This window comes from Sphingomonas sp., assembly GCF_048595155.1.
GTDB lineage: Bacteria > Pseudomonadota > Alphaproteobacteria > Sphingomonadales > Sphingomonadaceae > Sphingomonas_I.
Map to the genome: position 1 here is coordinate 37552 of NZ_JBMDXN010000091.1, position 20037 is coordinate 57588.

A 20037-nucleotide genomic window follows, 5' to 3' on the forward strand; every position below is an offset into this window, starting at 1 on the left:
CGCATCAGGCACAGCGGGGCCAAAGACTGTTTGGCTCATGCAACTCGTCCGCTCACTGGTCACCTTGCATTAGGCGTTGGACAGTCGTGAGTACCTCCTCCGGCTTAATTCCCGTAATGCAGATGAAATCGCGCCCACAATCGAGCGACTCAGGATAATGCTGTATCTGGCACCCGGCGCAGGGGAGCTTCCGCGTCATGATGAAGCCTTCGTTCTCATGACCCCACTCGGCCCAGTTGTTTCGGGCGTTTTGGATACCGATCACCTTGGTACCGCGCAGCGCCGCCAGATGTTTCACACCGGAATCGTCCCCGACGAAGACGGTCGCAAGTGACACAAGCGCGTCGAGCGTGTCGAAGCTCAGCCGCCGTGCCAGAAATCTGAAGCGATCCGACTGAGCCGTTTCAGCCGGGATGCGATCGAGCAGCTTGGCGTCGTTGGCTAATAAGACGATCGTGAAATCCGTGCGTGCCAGCAGCAGTTCGACGAGCGCCGGATAATGCGGCCACTGACTAAAATCCCAGCGACCGCCTGCATGCAATACGATGTAATCGGCGTCGGCCGGAATATCGAGATCGGCAAGCAGCGCGCGATCAAGCGGACGGCGCACGATATTGTCCTCGGTGCGCATCATTGCACCTAGCCATTCGACCAATGCCAAAGCCTTGTTCGTATGCGGAACCATATCATGGCCGTTCCAGGGATCATTGGAACTGCCCGTCACCTCTACGGTCAGGCCCGGCAATTCCCCGCAGCGAAATCCGACCATGACCGGCGTTCCAGCCAATGGCAGCAACAGCCGCGATTCACCGGCGGCGCAAAGATCGATCGCAAGGTCAAACTCATAGTGCGCCAACTGCTTCGCGAGCGCACGTTGGTTTTCCAACGTAACAACCCGGCGTTGCTCCCAGTGATCGAACGCCAGGTCCGTTTCCACCAGCTCGTCGAAGAAGCCGAGATTCTCGGCGAGGTCACGATTTGCCTTCGAAATCACACCAACGAAATGCGCGTCCGGAAACAAGGATCGCAGTCTCTTCAACGCGGGAACCGACACGACTAGATCGCCTAGCACATCGGGGCGCTGAACTAGGATCGTCTTCGGCATCTGCTTGAAGAGCGCACGACGGGCCGGGCGCACCATGCTTGGCCGTGCATTGATCTGGTCGTCTAGCGAGCGGGCGTCCTGCGGATCGGCACGCGGCACGTTGCTGTCGCTATCGGGAAGATTCGGAACGGCCAGCGGCGGGGCGATGACCACCCACTCCGTGCGGGATATCGTCCGATTTTCGATATCGGTCGCACGATATTCCAGTTCGTAAGGTCCTTCTAGGAACTCGGTGAAATCAATCCAGACGTTGAAAACATATTTCAAAGACCTGCCGTGCTCATCGTGCGGCAGCGGGTAACCGCCGCGGACGGGGCCGCGATATACCATCTGCCTATTCAACATCAGCGTGATGGTTTGGATCGGCTGATCCGATATGCAAAGACCTTGAATAGCTTCCACACCGCGCAGCGTCTGAAGCCGTCCCCAGAAACTGCGTTCGACCCGGCCGAGCTGCCGAATTTCTATGCTGCGGCCGTAGTTGCGTAAACCTTGCGCAACAGGGCGGGGAGCTAATTCCGCAGCCAGATGAAGAGCACGCGCCTCGGCTTCGAACGAACCTGCCGCCGTAGCATCCTCATCTCTTGGTCTCTGGGATGATACATGCGCATCATCCTCGGAAACGCTCAATCCGATAACGGCCATCTGGTCCAGTTCGCGCTGCGGCTCACCCCAGCCGGGCGAAAGGGCAAGCGCACGCTGGTAAGAGGCATGAGCCTCCTTCATACGACCGACAGTTTTGAAAAAATGCCCTAATTGTAGCGCAAGCTCCGCATCTTTTGGGAATTGCCGGCTGGCCAACTCATATTGCTGTTCTGCTGCTGCAAACTCCCCGGCCTCCTTAAACATGTGCCCCGATTGGATGAGCAGGCCAGCCCGATTGGGCGCAAGCCTGACAACTTCTGCAAAGAGATAGGCGGCCTTCAGATATTCTCCGGCGTCGCGCGCAGCGTCTGCGCGCATCTGCATGTCGTCGGCCAATTGGCGTACGGCGGCACTTGGGCCCGAGCGCCGGAATGGATTCAAGACCATGCCAGCGCTCCAGCTTCGGACTGGACATACGTCATTGCTGTATCAAACACCTCGTTAACGGCGATGTCGGTGACACAAGCGAAATCGCGCCCGCACTCCTCGGCATCATGAAGGATTGCGCAACCGGCGCAGGGCATCTTGCGGCTGATAATGGTACCGATGTTTTCCTGACCCCATTCGGTCCAATTTATACGAGCGCTGAACAAGGTCACGACGGGCGTGCCGCGCAACGCAGCAAGATGCTTTGGCCCGGAGTCATTTCCCACCACAACCGACGCGAACGACAATAAGGCATCAAAATCATCGAATGGCAGCTGCCCATCCGAGATCATCAATCTGGGGTCATGCAGCAGATTAGGATCGATCTGCTGCTTCACATGCGGGCCATCATTGATCATGATGACCTTGAGGTCGCTTCTGGCAAGGAAGGACGCGACCAATGCTCCATAATGCGGCCACTGACTGAAGCCGATACGGGCCCCCGAATGGATGACGACATAGCGCTCATCAGCTGCGATACCGAACCGTTCAATCGCGCTACGCTGGAGGTCTTTTCGGCGCAGGATCGGTGCATTGTCGGAAAGCAGTGCACCAAGCGTTTCAACGAGAGCTAGCACTTTGCTGGAATGCGGCGTCTGATCATGTCTGGTCCAGCGGTCATGCGTATAGGAAGAGAATTCCGACGATAACCAGGGCCAATCGCCCCCCCCCGTCGCATGCGTAAACTTGGCGCCCGCGAGGCGCAGGAGATCGCGCGATGCGCCGGATTGCGCAAGATCGATTGCGATGTCGAAATCATAGGGGACGAGTCGTTTCCGGAGCTGTTCTTGCTCCGCAATCGGCATGACCCGTCGTCTTTCCACCCGATCGTCAGGGAAATTTGCAACGATAATCTCGCTGAATATACCGAGCGTGCGGCCCAGCTCTGCATTAGCCGGAGTGAACAGGCCGACGAGGTTCGCCTCCGGTAGAAGCTCTCGCAAACGCATCATAGCGGGGATAGAAGCGACCACATCGCCGAGCTGATCCATCCGCATGACAAGCACGTTGCGGACGCCTTCCGGAAACAAACGCCGGCGTGCCGACCGCACCATGCTGGGGCGAGTGCGAATCTGTTCATCGAGGGAGCGAGGATCGGCAGGGTCAAGGGAGATCAGGAAATCGGAATCAGGCCAATCTGCCTCAGACTCGGGATCGGCAATGATAACGTCCTCATACCGTGACCTGATTGTGTCGGCGGCGTCGATCAAGCGGAGCTCGATACTGTGCATGCCACGCGGACACGACGCAAAGTCCAGCCAGACATTGAAGACGTACTTTTTGATCCTTTCAGGATCGCTTTCGAGCTTTAGCCGATATCCGCCTGACACCGGGCCGCGGTGAATACGGATCCCATCAAGCAGGACTTGTACCTCGACGATCGGTGTTTCCGAAATACAGAAGCCCCGCAACGCCTCAACGCCCCGCACCGTCCGTCGATTGCCCCAAAACCCGGTTTCCGAACGACCGAACCTGCGTATCTCTATTTCTTCGCCGTGCGATCGCATCAGATCCTCGTGACGACGAGGGGCAAGAGCAGGCACCAGTCGTGCCAAATCGCCAGCACTGAATCCGCCGAAACTTTCCGGACGCAATCCCAACGCACTGCCTATCTCCGCGGCCTCAACAGGCAGCGGTCGATGCGTGAGCGAATCTGTAATCGCGCTCAACTCGTCACGAGCAGCGACCATAGAGGGACTGAGCTTAGTAGCGCGCTCGTACGATGAACGAGCCTCCGCCGGCCTGCCTACAAGTTTGTAGAAATGGCCCAACTGCAACGCCAGGTCTGGATCGTCCGGCGTCAATTGCTGGGCCTGCATGTAATGCGCTTCGGCAAGCTCGAACTTGCCGGCCTCTTTAAACATATGGCCGGCCTGCTTGTGTACGCCCGCATGCTTGGGGCGGAGACGCGACGCCTCCTCGAATAAAGCCGCAGCCGCTTCATAGCGATGCTCATCCCGTGCCGCGTCAGCGCGCGAAACCAGGAAGCGAAACGTCCGCTTTTGCAAATTGATCACAGACTGATCCCGTCGACGCAAATCATGTTCATTACTGCCCGCGCACCCCGTAGAACGAACTGTGTGTCAGCCCGGACGGCCACATGTCCGGTTCCCCAACATGGACTCACCCGTGGCACCAGCAAGGTCTAACGATAGCGATCTTCACGGCCGAGATAGGATCGAACGTAGTCGGCAACGTTGTCTTCAAGCGATGCGAACGGTGCGGCATATCCCGCCTGCCGCAGATTATCGGTCGAAGCTTGAGTAAAATATTGATACTTCTCACGAATCTCTTCCGGCATGTCGATGTAGTCGATGGCTGGCTGCCGGCCAAAAGCTACGAATGTGGCCTCGGCAAGCTCACGGAAGCTACGCGCTGTGCCCGTGCCAATGTTAAAGATGCCTGTACGCGCATTTTGCAACAGGCCAAGCGAGGCCATGACAGCGTCCTTGACGTAGATGAAATCGCGCCTCTGATCGCCGTCGGCGATCCCGTCGCGATGGCTCTTGAATAAAGTGATCCGCTCACCCCGCTGGATTGGATCCGCAATCTTGGCAACGATGCTCATCATGCTGCCCTTGTGATACTCGTTCGGTCCGAACACGTTAAAGAAGCGTAGTCCCGTACAAACGGGAGGCATGGGACGGCCACGCGCGATCCGGTCGGCAACGACGAAATCGAATTGCCGTTTGCTCCATCCATAAAGGTTGAGCGGGCGCAGCTTCAGGATGTCTGCCGGTGCGATGCTGTCTTCGAAGCCCGCGCTTCCGTCGCCATATACCGCTGCGGATGACGCGTAGAGCAGCGGCACACCGGCCGATGTGCAGAAATCCAGCAACGCCAATGACAGCGAAAAGTTGGTATGCATCACCAGATCGCCGTCCAGCGCCGTGGTAGCCGAGATCGCCCCCATATGAATGACCGCTTCGATATCCGAACGCTGCTTCAGCCACACGATCAGCTCAGCTGGTTGAATGAATTGCGTGAAGGCCGTTTTGGCGAGGTTCCGCCATTTCTCGCCGCTCTCGAAGAAGTCGCAGATTGCAATATCAGTGCTGCCGTCCTCGTTAAGCGCAGACACGAAGTTGGAACCAATGAAGCCGGCTGCGCCGGTGACAACGATCATACGGGAACAAGCTCCTCCACGAGCGAGCGCCTTCGCTCCCCGGTCGGGAGCTGGGCTGTTCGCCGCGCGATGTCTTATCCGTCGGCGGATTGCAACGCCAACTCCGGATTGTGCGCGAGAAGGTCAGCAGCCGCCGCATACACCTCATCCGCGCGGATCTGCGTTATGCAGGCGAAATCCTTACCACAATCCTCGGCATTCTGAGCGATGCCGCAGCCTGCGCAAGGCACTCGCCGGCTTATGATTACGCCGGTCGCCTCCTGGCCCCACTCGTTCCAGTTTAGCCGAGCCATGTGCAGGCTCACCACCGGAACGCCGCGCAAAGAAGCCAGATGCTTCGGGCCCGAATCATTCCCGACGAAAAGTTCAGCGAGTGCAAGCAAGCCATCGAACACATCGAAGGGAAGCCGATCGGTGATGGTGATCACCCGCTCAGTCTGCGGCAAGCCAGCAAGCGCCTCATCGCCCATGACCAGAATTGATAATGAGGTTTTAGTGAGCAACAGCTCGGCCAGTTCCGCAAAGCCCGGCCAACGGCTATGAACCAGCCGCGCGCCGGTATGTAGGACAGCGTAGCGCGTCGAAGGATCGATACCATATGCTGCCAAGTCGCTTCGATCGAGGTCCTTCCGTCGCAGCGTGAATGGCAAGGGTTGGATGATTTCCCCCAGCGCGTCGATCATGGCGGTCAGCTTATGGGTGGTGGCGGCCATAGCGCCGTAATTCCCAGGGTCATGTGTGTTGAGCTCGAAGCCCGCGCTCAACCAGGGAAAATCCCGATCCTTGAAGCCATAGAGAAACTGCGCTCCTGATAGAAGCAACAGTGGGCGCGATTCCGCGGTTTCTCCGAGGTCGATTGCAATATCGAAAGCAAAGCTTGCCAGCTTCTGCTGCAGTTCCATCTGCGCATCCGCTGGCATCGACTTATGCCCGTCGGGACTCTCAGGAAAATCAATAACGATTACGTCGCTCAGCATGTCCAATGTGCGAGCAAGATCAGCATTAGCAGGTGTGACGAGCGCGACAATGCGGGCCTGCGGGAATAAGGCGCGCAAGCGTTCCAACGCGGGAATCGAGCAAACCAGATCCCCCAGTTGATCAGCACGCAGCACAAGGATGGACTGCGGAGCGTCATTCAGCAGCGTCCGACGCGCGGCACGGACCATGCTGGGCCGACTGTTGACACGGTCATCCAGAGTACCCTCGTCCTGCGAGAGTGGACCGACGACTGCATCGGATTGCGGATAATCACTTTCCGTGACGGGTTGAGCAAACTCGACGAAACTACTGTGAATCAGATCAGCAGCACCATTGCGCGACGCACGTAATTGCACCTGCGCCGGACCGAATGGCACGTCGGAAAAATCATGCCATATGTTGAAGACGTATTTCGTCTGCCCTTCATCAAGTTGAACGGTTGGCTGTAACCGCTCCTGCCGGATTGGTTTGCCTTCCACCAATATCGTGAGCACTTCCAAGGGAGCGGCGGACACAACAAACCCTTGGATCGCCTCAATGCCGCGGAGCGACCGGCGAAAACCACCGCGCCTACGAATGCGGGAAGCGCCCAGACGACGAACAAAGAAGCCCTCGCGCATCACACCCGGGCCATCGGCAACATCATGCGGCAATAATTCCGGAACCAGCGTGGCCGCGGCCGGGCCGACCTCCGAAGCGTCTAATGCAATCCCGCCGGCAATCGCCGCCGCTTCTCTCTCCGCTTCCTGCCACCCGGGCCTTAGAGCGGCTGCGCGCAGATAGGCTGCCCGTGCTTCGTCCGGCCGCTGGGCTACCTTGAAAAAATGGCCAAGCTGGATCGCGACATCCGCGTCGTTCGGCAGCATTTCGACCGCTCGCAGATAATAATGCTCAGCCGTAACATATTCTCCCGCCTCTTTGAGCATGTGGCCATATTGCACGAAAAACCGCGGATTATGTGGGACAAGCCGCAATGCTTCCTCATAAAGCGATGCCGCAGCCGGATAGTTGCGCGCTTCTCGTTCCGCATTAGCCCGCGTAACAAGCCGGCGGCCTAGCGCGGCAGCCGAGCGCGTCGGCATGTGTGATACCGCCAATCGCACCAGGCGAGCCAGCCGTGCCGTCACCAGCAAGCTCTACGGCCACAAGCTACTTTTCTGATCTCCATCATACGGTTGCACCTTGGATCGGAAGACGGAAAACGGTCGGGATACGTGCCATGTTGCTGGTGGTAGCCGATCGTCCGGGGCAACGTCGAGCATCTCGCATTGGACACATTCGCTGTGGACCAGCTCCGGCATTCACGGCTATCCGATCGACAGAAGGGGCGAGAGGATTGAACGGCGATATCAACGGAGTTAGCGGGAGGCAGACAACGAATAGCCGAGGCCCGCTTGATCGACTGCGGGATGGTGTACTGCGACCCTTCCTGACCGAAGACGTGTTCGTGACCAAGGAAGGCGGAGGATCACTTAACCAGCAGGCCTATGGAACCGTCGTTTCGATCCGCTTGCTGCAGGATATCGTCGATTATCGCGCCTCTCTGCAAGCTTGGTTCGATGCCGTAAGGATCGGCGGCCACCTCATCATCGTCGTTCCGCACGCTTTCCTGGCAGAGCGACAGCTCGCACTCCCCGTACTCCAGCGCCCGGATCAGCGCCGGCTTTATACGCCCCGCGTTCTCATGGACGAAATCGAAGAGGCACTAACACCCAATTCCTACCGCGTCCGCCTACTATGCGACGATGATCAGGAATATGACTATGGCCGATCGAACGACGAGCCTCGCGATGGTCATAGCGACATTCTTTTGGTGGTCGAAAGGATCAAGGCGCCTGACTGGCCGCTCATCCGGGAAGGCACGGGGACTGCGGACGGTCCAAATTACCTATTCGATCCGCCGCGGACCCGGGTGGAAATCGCACGGACACGGCCGCATCAAAACATTCTCATTCTGAAGTTGGATCATCTAGGCGACTTCATCATCGGCATCCCAGCGCTGCGCGGGGTACGAGCGGCGTTTCCGCGAGCGCACATCACCTTGGTCGTGGGATCGTGGAACCTCGATCTTGCTCGCGGGATTCACGTCGCAGATGAGGTCGTCGCCTTCGATGCTTTTCCCCGGAATTCCAGCGAGGAAGAGGTCGATGTGCCAGGTAAGCGCGCGTTGCTGGAGACGGTTTTGCCGAACCATTACGATCTTGCCATCGACATGCGCACGGACACAGATACCCGGACATTACTAGGCCGCGTACGCGCCGCGTTAAAGGCTGGGCTGGGTACGAAGGCGGACTTTCCGTTCCTCGATATTGCGCTGCCGCTGGACCTTGGCCGGACGGCACGTGAGGCGGCGTTCGAGACCAGGCTGGACCACCACGCTTTCCACTCGCAAGACTTCGTGAAGCGCCAACGCCATAGGGCCGTTTTTTCGTCCGGAAATTTTAGACGAGGCGATGCTATCATTTGGGGACCCTACTCACGCCTCCGCGCAGGCCGCTATATTTTCGACCCATATCTTGAAATCGAGTCTGCGGGAGAGGGGCTTCTACTGTTGGACGTCGCGATAAACTACCGGCGGGTCACCAGGCAGGTCATCACGGCCGGCGACGCCACCCGCCTCGAGTTTGATGTGGAAATGGCCGATAGCCTGTTTGAGTTTCGAATTTGGGCCCTGGAAGAGATCCCCCCGCCTGACTTCAGCTTTTTTGGCGGTCGCCTTGTGCGGGAAGGAGCACCCGGCGAAGTACATCAATCGGATTATCTTGAGTTACTGGTGGCGTTCATCGCACGCCGCATGAAGAGAGTTGGCCTGCTTGCCGAATGGAGCTCGCCATGAGCGAAATCATCATAGCGCCATTCTCTCACAACGCGCTGCGCGACTGGCCAGCCGGCCAGTTCAAGGCTCTGACCGAGCTCTTGCTTCGTCAGATTTCGCTGCACATGTCGATCGCGGTCGTTGGTACGCGCAGTCAGCGCATAGCAGCGGCAGAAATTGTGCGCCCGTTTCCTGTCCGGCGGGTAAGCAACGCCTGTGGTTTGCCGTGGGAAACCGTCTTGCATAAACTTCGCGGCGCCGCATGCGTGATCGGCAACAATTCAGGAATTACCCACGTAAGCAGCTATTTTGGCGTTCCGACCGTCTGCGTCTTCGGCGGGTCGCACCAGCGGACGGAGTGGGGTGCGTTGGGGCCAACGACCGTCATCCTTTCGCGCGTGATCGGCTGTTCGCCCTGCCAGCTGAATCATATTAGAGACTGCCCCTATAATGCAGCCTGCCTGCACGAAATCGAACCCGGAGAGGTTGCCTCAGCAGCGCTGCGTGTCATGGGCAGGTCGGATCAACATGAGAATGCGGCAGACCGGCAGAAGACAGGATCTTTGGAAAAAACGGTTGCGCAATGCTGACTTGGACTAGTGGCGCGAAGCGCTTTGCACGCCTTCAGGCACAGCTCGTAACGGCGCAGGCTGAACTCGCCGCTTTGCGGCAACGCCACGATGACCAAACAGCGCGTGCGCACACCGCTGACGAAAGATCGGCCGCGCAGGACTCCACAATCGAGAACCTCACTGCACAAGTTCATCAGCTTCGTAACGAAGTCGACAATCTGGTCGAAGCGTTGGCGCGCGAGCAACACGCGCGCACGACCGTAGAACACCGGTTGGAGCAATATGAATTACATCGCGCCGAAGAACAGCGCACGATCAAATCCGCGTTGGTCAAGCTGGAAAAGAGCCTGGAACAACAGGCCGCTGACGCAAGAACGACCGCGGCGATATTGCTAGCGCGTATTGGTCTCGTAGAGGGCCCTTCGTCCAGCTGACGATCTACGGTTGCATTACACCTCTGTCATGTTCACACGTGCCCGATGTTCGTTGCCCCATTTCACAAGGCTCATGCTCGGGAGCTTCTGAATATCGTTACGGCACTGGCAAAACCGCCCAGCCGCCAAATTCTAAATACAGCGTCTTTGCCGCGGCGCTCATCTGATGCCAGGCGCTACGATGATGCTTGGGCGATCGGTCAAGCTTTGGTAGCTACCGTTGAGCCAAGCGGCAATCCTAGCACGCGCACCCTTAGGAGTTAAAAGTTTGAAAGCGGGCTTCTTTCGTCCGGTGAGCGCGCGACGGCGCGGCAATCAGGCGCGCGATGCGGGACGTTGGGCGGAGGCCGCCGCGCATTATCGGGAGCATCTGGAGGCAACGCCGGGCGATTTCGCGATTTGGGTGCAGCTGGGGCATATGCTCACCCAGATCTCGGATTTCGAACGCGCCGATGAGAGCTATGGCCGCGCGGCCGCGCTCCAGAGCGACAATGCCGATCTCCTGCTCTGCTGGGGCCATTCCCGTAAGCTAGCGGGAGATCGCGATCGCGCGAAGCAGCTCTACGCCGACAGTCTCTCTATCGACGGCAACGCGAGCGCGCGTGAGGAACTGGCACGGCTGATCGATCTCGATTTGCCTGCCGCGGTTGAGGAGCCGATAGCGGAAGAGCCAGTGAGTCACGTCGTGGAGCACGCCCCGACTATGCCGCCGATCATGCCACCCCGCTCCTGGGAAGCCCGATACGAGACCGTCAAGCCGTTCGTCATGCCCGCGGGCGGCGAAGTTGCTCTATTCGTGACGCATTCGGCCACTGGCGCCGTCAAGCCACATGTTCTGCCTTACATCCGCGCCCTGGCGGAACAGGGCATAGCGGTACTGTTGCTGGCGGTGACCGATCGGCAGCTCAATCTGCGCCCCGAGTTACTGGAAACTGTGGCCGGCGCGATTGTGCGCGAGAATGCCGGCTATGATTTTGCGGCATGGGCGCACGCTTTGTATCTGCATCCGGAAATATACGGCGCAGCCACCGTATATCTGCTCAATGACAGCGTTGCCGGTCCCGCCAAAGGCTCCAGCCTGACCGAGTTGATCGCGCGCATCCGGGCGAGTGGCGCAGATTTGATCGGCCTGACGGAAAGCCACGAATATCGCTGGCATTTCCAATCTTATTTCCTGGCGCTCAAGCCGCGGCTTTTATCCTCCTACCGGCTCCATCGTTTCTTCGAGGAAGTCCGCATCCTGGATGACAAGGATCATGTGATCCAATCCTATGAGCTGCGCTTTACCGAAGAGATGGAGCGTAGCGGGCATCGACTGGAATTGTTGTTTCCCAGCCCACTCGCGCTCAATCCGACCCTTTATGCCTGGCGTGAACTGATCGCGGACGGCTTCCCGTTCATGAAGCTGCTGCCGCTGCGCGGTGCGTTTTCGGAGGTGAATGTCGAGGGCTGGCAGGAGGCGCTGCGCCGTGCGGGCTTTGACGTGGCCCTGATCGACGCCGCCGCGCGGGCATCGGAAGAACATACGCCCTGCGATGGCGACGCGCAGCTTTATGCGCACCCAATTCCGTTTGACACCGGTGAAGGGCGCGCCCTGAGGGTGGCCTTCTACGGTCCGTGGAATTATGACAATGGCCTTGGCGCAGCCTCGCGTGCGCTGATCGGCGCCTTACGACGCTGTGACATCCGCCTCAACTTGCACCCCATCAAGAAACCGTTCCACATCCATAAGCCATTGGCCCCGCCCGTGGACATCACGGAATTCGGCGGACCGGCTGACATTGCGATCGTCCACCTCAACCCGGATAGCTGGTTCCTGCTGACGGATGAGCAGCGGCATGCCGTCGGCCAAGCCCATAAACGCATCGGGTATTGGGTGTGGGAGATGGGCCATATTCCGCCGGCATGGCGGCACGATTTCTCTTCCGTGGACCGGATTTGGGCCCCCAGCCACTATTGTGCGGACCTGTTCGCTGCGCAGGACGAGGCGGCAGTCGACGTGATTCCACATCCTGTTCCGGTCATCCCCGCAGCCGCACCGGATCGGAGTGCGGCGCTCCGGCAGTTGGGACTTGATGATGAGGCCCGCCTCATTCTGTTCGTATTCGATGGATCGAGCTACCTCGTCCGCAAAAATCCGGCCGCGCTCATCCGCGCCTTCTCCGCGTCGGGGCTCGCTCATAAAGGCTGGGCGTTGGTCCTGAAAACGAAGCACCTGATGGACCGGCCTCAGGAAGGCGCCCAATTGGCAGAGCTGGCGGCCGCAACCCCGGGTGTGGTGCTGATTGACCGCTCGCTCCCTGCAGACGAATTGCAGCGGCTGCGCGAGAGTGCCGACATCTACGCATCACCACATTGCTCGGAAGGTTTCGGGCTGACCATCGCCGAGGCCATGGCCGCCGGTAAACCGGTCGTCGCCACCGATTTCGGCGGCAGCACCGACTATCTCGACGCGAACAGCGGCTATCCCGTCAAGGCGCGGGAATGGACGCTCAGCGAAGATTTCGGCCACTATGCCAAAGGCGGCACTTGGGCGCGCATCGACGAACCGGCCTTGGCCGCTGCGCTGACCAAAGCGGCGGCGGATCTGGATGCGGGGCATCACGATATCGCGGAGGCAGCGCGCGCGCGAATAGCGGAGCAATTGTCGTTCGATCGAGTCGGGGCGCTGATCGATGCGAGCCTTCGACAGACGATGACGGGCCCAGGCCCCTCCCCACGAATCGAACCGCTGACGCTGCATCTGGATCGCGGTACTCCCTTCGGCGAGGCCGACTTCGGCATGTTCATTCGCGCCGTGCCGCTTGACGAACATGGCGCGCTTTCCACGATGCCGGACGACCTTCCAACCGATCGAGACCATTGGATTGCGTTTGCGCCACGCGACGCGGTCGCGGCGCCAGACTTCGTCCAACGGGTCGAGGATCAGGCGCGGGATAGGCCAGACGTCGCCATCTTGTACGGCGACGATGTCGCTGCCGAGGCTGATGAGGTCATCGATCAGCTGCGGCTGAAGCCGGAATTCGATGTCACTTTGCTGGCGGCGCAGGATTATGTCGGCGCGCCGATCATCGTTCGCGGTTCCGCTCTCGCCGCACTCGGGCTGCGCCGCGACACCGGTTCGGCCGTGATGGCCGATCTTCTCTTCCGGGCGCATGCGGCCGGCATGTCGATCGGCCGCATCCCGCACGTCCTGTTGGGATATCGCAAGGGTCGTGTGCACGCGCGTGAAGCAGATTACCGCACGATGCTGGCGCAGCAACCGTCCCTGCGGGACTTCGATGTGGCGCCCGGCCCCGCTCCGCACAGTTTTACGACGCAGCGGCGTTTTGTTGAGGAACCGCCGGTCACGCTCGTTATTCCTACCCGCCGCACCCCCTTGCCGGACGGCTCCGGAAGCTATGTCGAGCGCCTGCTGGAGGGACTGACGGCCACCGATTGGCCCATGGACCGGCTGACCGTCATCGTCGGCGACGATATCGCCGATGAACCCGCTTGGGCGCTGGCCAATTGGCCGTTCGCCCTGCATCGCATCGCGACACCCCGCGGGGATGACGAGCCTTTTAACTATGCGGCGAAGATGAATCGCCTCTGGCGCGCAGCGACCACGGAACAGATCGTTTTCATGAACGACGATATCCGTCTGCTGGAGCCTGGCTGGCTACGGGCGCTACAAAGCTTCGCCGTCGATGAAGGCGTCGGCGGGGTCGGCGCACGTTTATTGTTCGAGGATGGCTCGCTTCAACATGCCGGCATGGGCCCGCATGGCGACGGTGCGGCGCACGCCTGGATCTTCCGGCGCCGACACGGCGGCACATATCAAGGCTGGGCGCAGACGCAGCGCGAGTGGTCGATGGTCACTGGTGCCATCTTCGCGACGCGCCGATCGCTACTCGAACAGGTCGAAGGATTTGAGGAGCGGTTCAGCCTTGAATTCAACGACACCGATCTGTGCCTGCGGCTGCGTGCCTTGGGCTATCGGATCGTCTACACGCCCGCGGCCGAGATGATCCATGTCGAAAAGGCATCGCGCGGCGACCGGCTGCCACCCGGTGCGGATGTCGCACTATTCCGGTCGCGCTGGAAACCGTGGCTGGACACGGACCCCTCCTGGCATCCTCGTTTGCGTCGTGACAGGCTGGACGTCACGCCGCAGCCCGAACCGGGGGCCTGGTATCTCTAAGCTTCGGGGAAGGTGCCGGCAGAAATGTCCGGCACCTCCTCGGACTATGGACGCGTGATCGCGCGTGCCGCCACGAACGGCGAGAACAGCTGGTTGATGATCGACACCATCTTGGCCGGGCGATTGGCGCCCGCATTGGCGATGTAGATCACGTCCTTGTCGCGAACCGCGAATCGCTGCGACAGGAAATAGCTCGCCGGCTGCAGCATGTTCAGCCGGTAGATGACCGGCTTTTCCTGATCGCCGGGCTTGGCCGGATCGTAGCGGAACAGGAATACGGCGGACGGATCCGCGACCGAATCGGCCGGTCCGCCGGACCGCGCCACGGCTTCGGCCAGAGACACATCACCCGTCTCGAACGGGATTTGCGAAACCTTGCCGGTCGCGCCGAGGGCGATGAAGCTGCGCGGGCGCTTGATCAGCTCGACCCGGTCGCCTGGCGTCAGCACCAGATCGTCAGCGGCGCCGGCCCGGATACGGCCCAGCCGCTCTTCCAGCCAGCGATCCGCCCGATTGAAACGCACGATCGTGTCCTCGGCGGAATTGCTGGCGCCACCGGCCATCGCGATCGCGTCCAGCAATCGCTCCCGCTGCAACGTAAGGGTGAAGCGCCCAGGCGACCGGACGTCGCCGGCGACATAGACCGTGCTAGCGATGTTCGTCTTGATGCTCACCAGCGCCTGCGGGCTCTGCGATTTGCCGCGCAGCCCATGTTCGATCATCCCCTGGATATCCGACGTGGTATGACCAGCCACTTCCAGGCGACCGACATAAGGAAGCTTGATGGCGCCATTGCGATCAACCACCACTTCCGGGAACGTCTGGGCGCGTGCGGATGGATCCATCACGCCACCGGAGCCGCCGGATGAGCCGAACAGCGACACGCCGACTTCGTAAATACCGATGCTGAGCGTATCCCCCGGCCCTACCACGTCGTTCCGGCCGGCGCGGGCAAGGCTGGACAGGGTCGGCTGGGCGGCGTCCGCCGCCGCGTCTCGTGCGCCGATTGCGTTGACGAGCGGTCCATCGATATCGACGATCCGGAAGCCAATTTCGTTCTGATCGCGCGTTCCACGTTGAATTTCCGCCGCAGTCGGGCCGCTGGACGGCAGCGAAGCACAGCCGGCGAGAAGCGACAGGCTCGATAAGGCGGCGAGTGCCCGACTGCGATGGCTGAACGAGGGGGCAGGAAGCACGGAGATGCGCAAATTGGGTCTCTTCGCAATGGATAAAGGGGCGCGCCAGGAGAGGCGGGTCGTCAGGGGAGAGTGCCTAGTCAACTGGGGATGTCCCTGCAATCTTGCGGATCATGCAGCCCGCATTTGCAGCCGATGATGCACCTCGCTGGCCTCGTCGATCGTGTCGAAGAACACGAGTGTGCCGCCATATACGACCGCGCCGCGCTTACAATATTGACGCAGCGTGCCCGGATCGTGGCTGATCATCACCAACGAGGCGTTGTCACGCCGATGCAGCAGCGCCTCTTCGCAACGGGCACGGAATCGCTCATCGCCGGCACCGGTCACCTCGTCCACCAAATAGCATTCAAAATCGATGGCAAGGCTGATGCCAAAGGCGAGACGCGCATTCATACCGGCCGAATAGGTGTGCACCGGCTGATGGAAATAGGGGCCGAGCTGCGCGAAATCCTGAACGAAGTCGAGCAATTCGGCTTCGTCCATATTATAGATACGGGCGATGAAGCGGGCATTGTCCGCACCCGTCAAACTGGACTGGAAGCAGTTGGCATAGCCGATTGGCCAAGACGTCGACATCTCCCGCACGACACGGCCGCCGCTCGGCATCTCGACACCGGCGATCAGCCGCATCAAAGTGGATTTGCCTGCGCCGTTCGCGCCGCAGATACCAATGCTCTCGCCGCGCTCGATCTGGAAGTTCAGATCGGTAAAGACATGCTTCTCGAACTTGCGGATATGATAATTTTTGCTGACATTCTGGAATTCGATCATGCGAAGCGCGATCCTTGGGGCATCGGCGTGCCGATGGCGGCCTGTCCATTGATGACGGCTGAACACCGCAATAGCGCATTGTAGCCGATGCCAATCGATCCGCAAAGTTCGGCATCTTTCGGGTATGCGCCGCAGCTGTGCATGGACGCCCGTATGCTGACGACACAGGGCGGCACCGGTGTCAGCAGCTACGCGCGCCAGTTGCGCCGCGCCCAATCGACGATCGATCGCTCCAGCGCGCTCCTGGCTGATCGTCGCGCGTTGGACGGCCTAGCCCCTGCCCCGCTCGGCCGTCCGGGCCGCTGGCTGCGCGCACTCTGGCCGGGAACACGGCACGCCCAGACGCTGACGGACCAGGAAGGCGAGACTCGCTTCTACGCGCCAGACGTCTTCCGTCTCGCCCAAATCTATTTCGACGCGCATCGGCGCGTGCTGCCGGTCCAGCTGCCGGGACCGCCGGGAATCATGCATTGGACTTACCCGGTGCCGTTGAAAGCGGTCGGTTGGCGCAACGTCTACACTGTCCATGACGTCATCCCGCTGTTGCACCCGGCGCTGACGAACATTGATGGGAACCGCTACCGCAGATTGCTCGGGCAATTGCAGGGCAGCGCCAGCCGCTTCGTCGCTGTGTCGCAAGCCGCCCGCGACGAGATTGTGGAGACGCTCGGCTGCGCCCCTTCCTTCGTGTTGGATTGCGGATTGGCCGTTGACCAGGTCGCGGCGGCAAGAGCCGATCTGCCCCCGCAGGTCGGAGCGGACCGCTATCTGCTGGTATGCGGAACGATCGAGCCGCGCAAGAATATCGGGGCGATCCTCGACGCATACCGCTTGAGCGGGGTCACGATGCCAATCGTGATCGCCGGACCAGACGGGTGGGAGGCGGATCGGTTCGCAGCCGCCATCGCCTCAACCCCAGGCGTGATACGCCTGCCCTATCTCGATCGCGCGGCGATGCTTGCTCTCATTCGCCATGCCTGGGCCCTGCTCATGCCGTCGCTGGCGGAGGGATTCGGGATGCCTGTGGCGGAAGCGATGACGATGGGAACACCCGTCATCACATCCAGCACGGGCGCCCTCGCGGAGACGGCGGGGCAAGCAGCGCTGCTCGTCGATCCGACTGATGTCACGGCCATTGCCGCCGCGGTACGACAGATCGCCACGGACGATGCATTGCACCGCGACTTGTCCGGCGCCGGGCGGGACAATGCACAGCGCTTCACCCCTCAACGTTTTGCCGAACGATTGACGCAGGCTTACGCGATCGTGATGGCGGAGCGATCATGACCAAGCAGACGATCGGCATCGATGGCTATAACCTGGCATTGCCGAACGGCACGGGAGTAGCGACCTACGGCTTCATGCTGGCCAACACGTTACGGGCGGCGGGCCACGATGTCACAGGCGTCTTCGGCGTTGACGCCGGTGCCGATCCGGACATGCACGAGATCATGTTCTATGAACGGCTCGGGCAGGTTCCCCCTACCCGCCAACTCCGCCGCAAGCGCAGCCGCCGCATCTTGCGCGCAGCGTTGCGGCCGTTCCACGTGCGCGGCACCGCCGATGTGCCGCAGGCCGGCCGCGTCGAGACCGCGTCCCTGGCCGAACGCCTACCGACATTTGACCGACTCGTTACCTCGCCCGATCTCTTCGAAGTCGCCCACCGCCATTTCCGCATATATGGTCGATTTCTGCGGCTTCGGGTGCCCAGCCCGCCCCAGTTGATGCACTGGACCTACCCGCTGCCGATCACGATCGAGGGGTCGGCCAACATCTACACTTTCCACGATTTGGTGCCGTTGCGGCTGCCTTATACGACGCTGGATGCCAAACAATCCTATCGCGCCCTGCTTGCCGGGTGCATCGCGAACGGCCAGCATATCTGCACCGTGTCGGAGGCAAGTCGTGCCGACATCATCGCCGAATTCCAGCTGCCCCCCGACCGCATCACGAACACCTATCAGGCATCGCCGCTCCAGATCGGCGCGAACAATGCCGATGAGGATGCCGCGATTGTCGAGAATGTCTTCGGGCTTCCGCACCGTGGCTACTTCCTGCACTTCGGTGCAATTGAACCTAAGAAGAATATAGGTCGCTTGCTCGAGGCGTATCTCTCGACGGGAAGCGCCGCCCCACTCGTCATGACGGGAAGCCGCGGCTGGCGCAGCGAGGAGGAGTTGAAGCTGCTTGTCCCGGAGGATGAGGCGGATACGGTGCACGGCCGACGCATGGCGGAGCGCGTCCGCCGCTTGGAGCATCTGCCGCGTGCGTTACTGACCCGCCTGATCCGCGGCGCCCGCGCGGTGTTGTTCCCTTCCATCTACGAAGGCTTTGGCCTGCCTGTCCTGGAAGCCATGCAACTCGGCACGCCTGTGCTCACCTCCAATCTTGGCGCTTTGGCCGAGATTGCGGGTGCCGCGGCACTGCTCGTTGACCCCTATGATGTCAGTGCAATCGCAGAAGGTATCAGGACACTCGATCATGATGCGGCGCTGCGCGCGCGACTAGCGGCATCTGGTGTGGAAGCTGCATCGCGATTTGCCATTCCTGCCTATCAAGCGAGATTACAGGAAATGTACGATCGCGTTAGTTCCTGATCGGCCCTATCAGCAGCGCTATCTCAGCCGCAATTGACTCTGTTGCAAGCGCGTATAAGAAGCGCCGCCCCCTGGGGCCACGGGGGCATCGGAACATCATAGTGTCTTCTAAAAATTATTACGCGTTCGCTCCCGCCGGATTGACCCGACATCTGGCCTGTGCGGCACTCGCCTTATGCGTGCCCGCAGCGGCATGGGCCGAAACCCTCGCCGATGCCGTAGCGGCAGCCTATGACCGCAACCCGCAGATGGTCCAGCAGCGCTATCTGCAGAAGGCGCGTGACGAGGGCTATGTTCAGGCGCGCGGGCAATATGGGCCGACGGTAAGCGCCACGACGACTGGCGGGTATACGCGCGATGATCGGGATACGGTCATCGGACGGCAGATTGAAAAGGGCGACAGCCAAGAGAGCAGCGTTACCATCAGCCAGCCGCTCTACACGTCAGGCAGAATTCGCGGACAGGTCGAAGCGGCCAGGGCGTCAGTCCTCGGTGGGCAGGAACAGGTAAGGCTCACCGAACAGCAGATCGTACAGGACGTCATCGTCGTTTATGCGGCCGTTTTACGCGATCAGGCACGGGTCGAGATCGGCCGCGAGAACGTCGCGGTGCTGGAAGGGCAGCTCCGCCAGAACCGCAAGCGGCAGGAGGTTGGCGACGTCACCCTGACCGACGTCGCACAATCGGACGCAAGGCTGGCCGCGGCTCAGTGGCAACTGGCTGCACTCGAGGCAGACCTGGCGGTCTCCCGCGGGCAATATGTGGAGATCGTTGGCCATAATCCAGGCGCGCTGGAACCCTTGCCGATGCTCGGGGCATTGCCGCCGACGATCGACGCAGCGTTCGATCTTGCCGAAAAGAACAATCCCTCGCTCGCCATTTCGCGGTATGTCGAGCAGCAATCCAGCGCCACGGCCGCCTCGACGCGGGGGCAAGGCGGACCGACGCTGTCGGTGAGCGCGCAAGGCGTTTATAGCAATCAGCTCCTGCGTTTCGGCAACAATGGCAGCCGCACACAGGCAACCGCCGCCTTCACGCTCAGTCAGCCGATCTTCTCGGGCGGGATCATCCGTTCCCGCATACGTCAAGCCGATGCTCGCAATCGCGCCGATCAGGCCGGAATTGATCTTGCGCGTCGTACCGCCATGCAGAGTGTCACGAGCGCTTGGGTCGACCTATCCTCGT

The 20037-nt window shown here is 60.5% G+C and carries 13 protein-coding genes; 7 read left to right on the forward strand and 6 right to left on the reverse strand.

Annotated features, from left to right (window positions below):
• Positions 1-52: 52 nt before the first annotated feature.
• From ACOJSI_RS14235 to ACOJSI_RS14250, 4 genes are all read right to left on the reverse strand, one after another.
• Entirely contained in the window at positions 53-2137 is a 2085-nt protein-coding gene (locus ACOJSI_RS14235; protein ID WP_420138955.1) for a glycosyltransferase family 9 protein, read from the reverse strand.
• The gene (locus ACOJSI_RS14240; RefSeq protein ID WP_420138956.1) at positions 2128-4194 is read right to left on the reverse strand and encodes a glycosyltransferase family 9 protein; all 2067 of its coding nucleotides are present in this window, start codon (positions 4192-4194) and stop codon (positions 2128-2130) included. The genes ACOJSI_RS14235 and ACOJSI_RS14240 overlap by 10 nt, the downstream gene beginning before the upstream one ends.
• Positions 4195-4322: 128 nt before the next feature.
• Positions 4323-5303 (reverse strand): ADP-glyceromanno-heptose 6-epimerase, encoded by a 981-nt coding sequence (gene rfaD, locus ACOJSI_RS14245; RefSeq protein WP_420138957.1) that lies wholly within the window; start codon positions 5301-5303, stop codon positions 4323-4325.
• A gap of 74 nt (positions 5304-5377) precedes the next feature.
• Positions 5378-7408, reverse strand: a complete 2031-nt coding sequence (locus ACOJSI_RS14250; RefSeq protein WP_420138958.1) for a glycosyltransferase family 9 protein — start codon at positions 7406-7408, stop codon at positions 5378-5380.
• Positions 7409-7617: 209 nt separating this feature from the next.
• Here ACOJSI_RS14250 and ACOJSI_RS14255 point away from each other — a divergent pair, with 209 nt between their 5' ends.
• From ACOJSI_RS14255 to ACOJSI_RS14270, 4 genes are all read left to right on the forward strand, one after another.
• On the forward strand, positions 7618-9117 hold the full coding sequence (locus tag ACOJSI_RS14255) for a glycosyltransferase family 9 protein (RefSeq protein ID WP_420138959.1): 1500 nt from the start codon (positions 7618-7620) through the stop codon (positions 9115-9117).
• On the forward strand, positions 9114-9686 hold the full coding sequence (locus ACOJSI_RS14260; RefSeq protein ID WP_420138960.1) for a glycosyltransferase family 9 protein: 573 nt from the start codon (positions 9114-9116) through the stop codon (positions 9684-9686). Before ACOJSI_RS14255 ends, ACOJSI_RS14260 begins: the two co-directional genes overlap by 4 nt.
• Positions 9680-10102, forward strand: coding sequence for a hypothetical protein (locus ACOJSI_RS14265; RefSeq protein ID WP_420138961.1), 423 nt, complete (start codon positions 9680-9682; stop codon positions 10100-10102). The genes ACOJSI_RS14260 and ACOJSI_RS14265 overlap by 7 nt, the downstream gene beginning before the upstream one ends.
• A gap of 268 nt (positions 10103-10370) precedes the next feature.
• Positions 10371-14285: a rhamnan synthesis F family protein gene (locus ACOJSI_RS14270; protein WP_420138962.1), complete on the forward strand. Its 3915-nt coding sequence runs from the start codon at positions 10371-10373 to the stop codon at positions 14283-14285.
• A gap of 44 nt (positions 14286-14329) precedes the next feature.
• Here ACOJSI_RS14270 and ACOJSI_RS14275 read toward each other — a convergent pair whose 3' ends face one another.
• Positions 14330-15481, reverse strand: a complete 1152-nt coding sequence (locus tag ACOJSI_RS14275; protein WP_420138963.1) for a polysaccharide biosynthesis/export family protein — start codon at positions 15479-15481, stop codon at positions 14330-14332.
• Positions 15482-15592: 111 nt separating this feature from the next.
• Positions 15593-16255, reverse strand: coding sequence for an ABC transporter ATP-binding protein (locus ACOJSI_RS14280; protein ID WP_420138964.1), 663 nt, complete (start codon positions 16253-16255; stop codon positions 15593-15595).
• 153 nt (positions 16256-16408) lie between these two features.
• Between ACOJSI_RS14280 and ACOJSI_RS14285 the strand changes: the two genes are divergently transcribed.
• From ACOJSI_RS14285 to ACOJSI_RS14295, 3 genes are all read left to right on the forward strand, one after another.
• A complete protein-coding gene (locus ACOJSI_RS14285) occupies positions 16409-17542 on the forward strand; it encodes a glycosyltransferase family 4 protein (protein ID WP_420138965.1) in 1134 nt (377 codons plus the stop codon).
• Positions 17539-18852, forward strand: coding sequence for a glycosyltransferase family 4 protein (locus ACOJSI_RS14290; RefSeq protein ID WP_420138966.1), 1314 nt, complete (start codon positions 17539-17541; stop codon positions 18850-18852). Before ACOJSI_RS14285 ends, ACOJSI_RS14290 begins: the two co-directional genes overlap by 4 nt.
• Positions 18853-18992: 140 nt before the next feature.
• The coding region (locus ACOJSI_RS14295; protein WP_420138967.1) for a TolC family protein at positions 18993-20037 on the forward strand (1045 nt) is incomplete at its 3' end.

Bases quoted from the DNA above. Each gene is read 5' to 3' on its own strand.
- ACOJSI_RS14260 (WP_420138960.1), top strand. From the start codon at position 9,114: ATGAGCGAAATCATCATAGCGCCATTCTCTCACAACGCGCTGCGCGAC.
- rfaD (WP_420138957.1), bottom strand. From the start codon at position 5,303: ATGATCGTTGTCACCGGCGCAGCCGGCTTCATTGGTTCCAACTTCGTG.
- ACOJSI_RS14235 (WP_420138955.1), bottom strand. From the start codon at position 2,137: ATGGTCTTGAATCCATTCCGGCGCTCGGGCCCAAGTGCCGCCGTACGC.
- ACOJSI_RS14280 (WP_420138964.1), bottom strand. From the start codon at position 16,255: ATGATCGAATTCCAGAATGTCAGCAAAAATTATCATATCCGCAAGTTC.
- ACOJSI_RS14285 (WP_420138965.1), top strand. From the start codon at position 16,409: ATGCTGACGACACAGGGCGGCACCGGTGTCAGCAGCTACGCGCGCCAG.
- ACOJSI_RS14290 (WP_420138966.1), top strand. From the start codon at position 17,539: ATGACCAAGCAGACGATCGGCATCGATGGCTATAACCTGGCATTGCCG.
- ACOJSI_RS14265 (WP_420138961.1), top strand. From the start codon at position 9,680: ATGCTGACTTGGACTAGTGGCGCGAAGCGCTTTGCACGCCTTCAGGCA.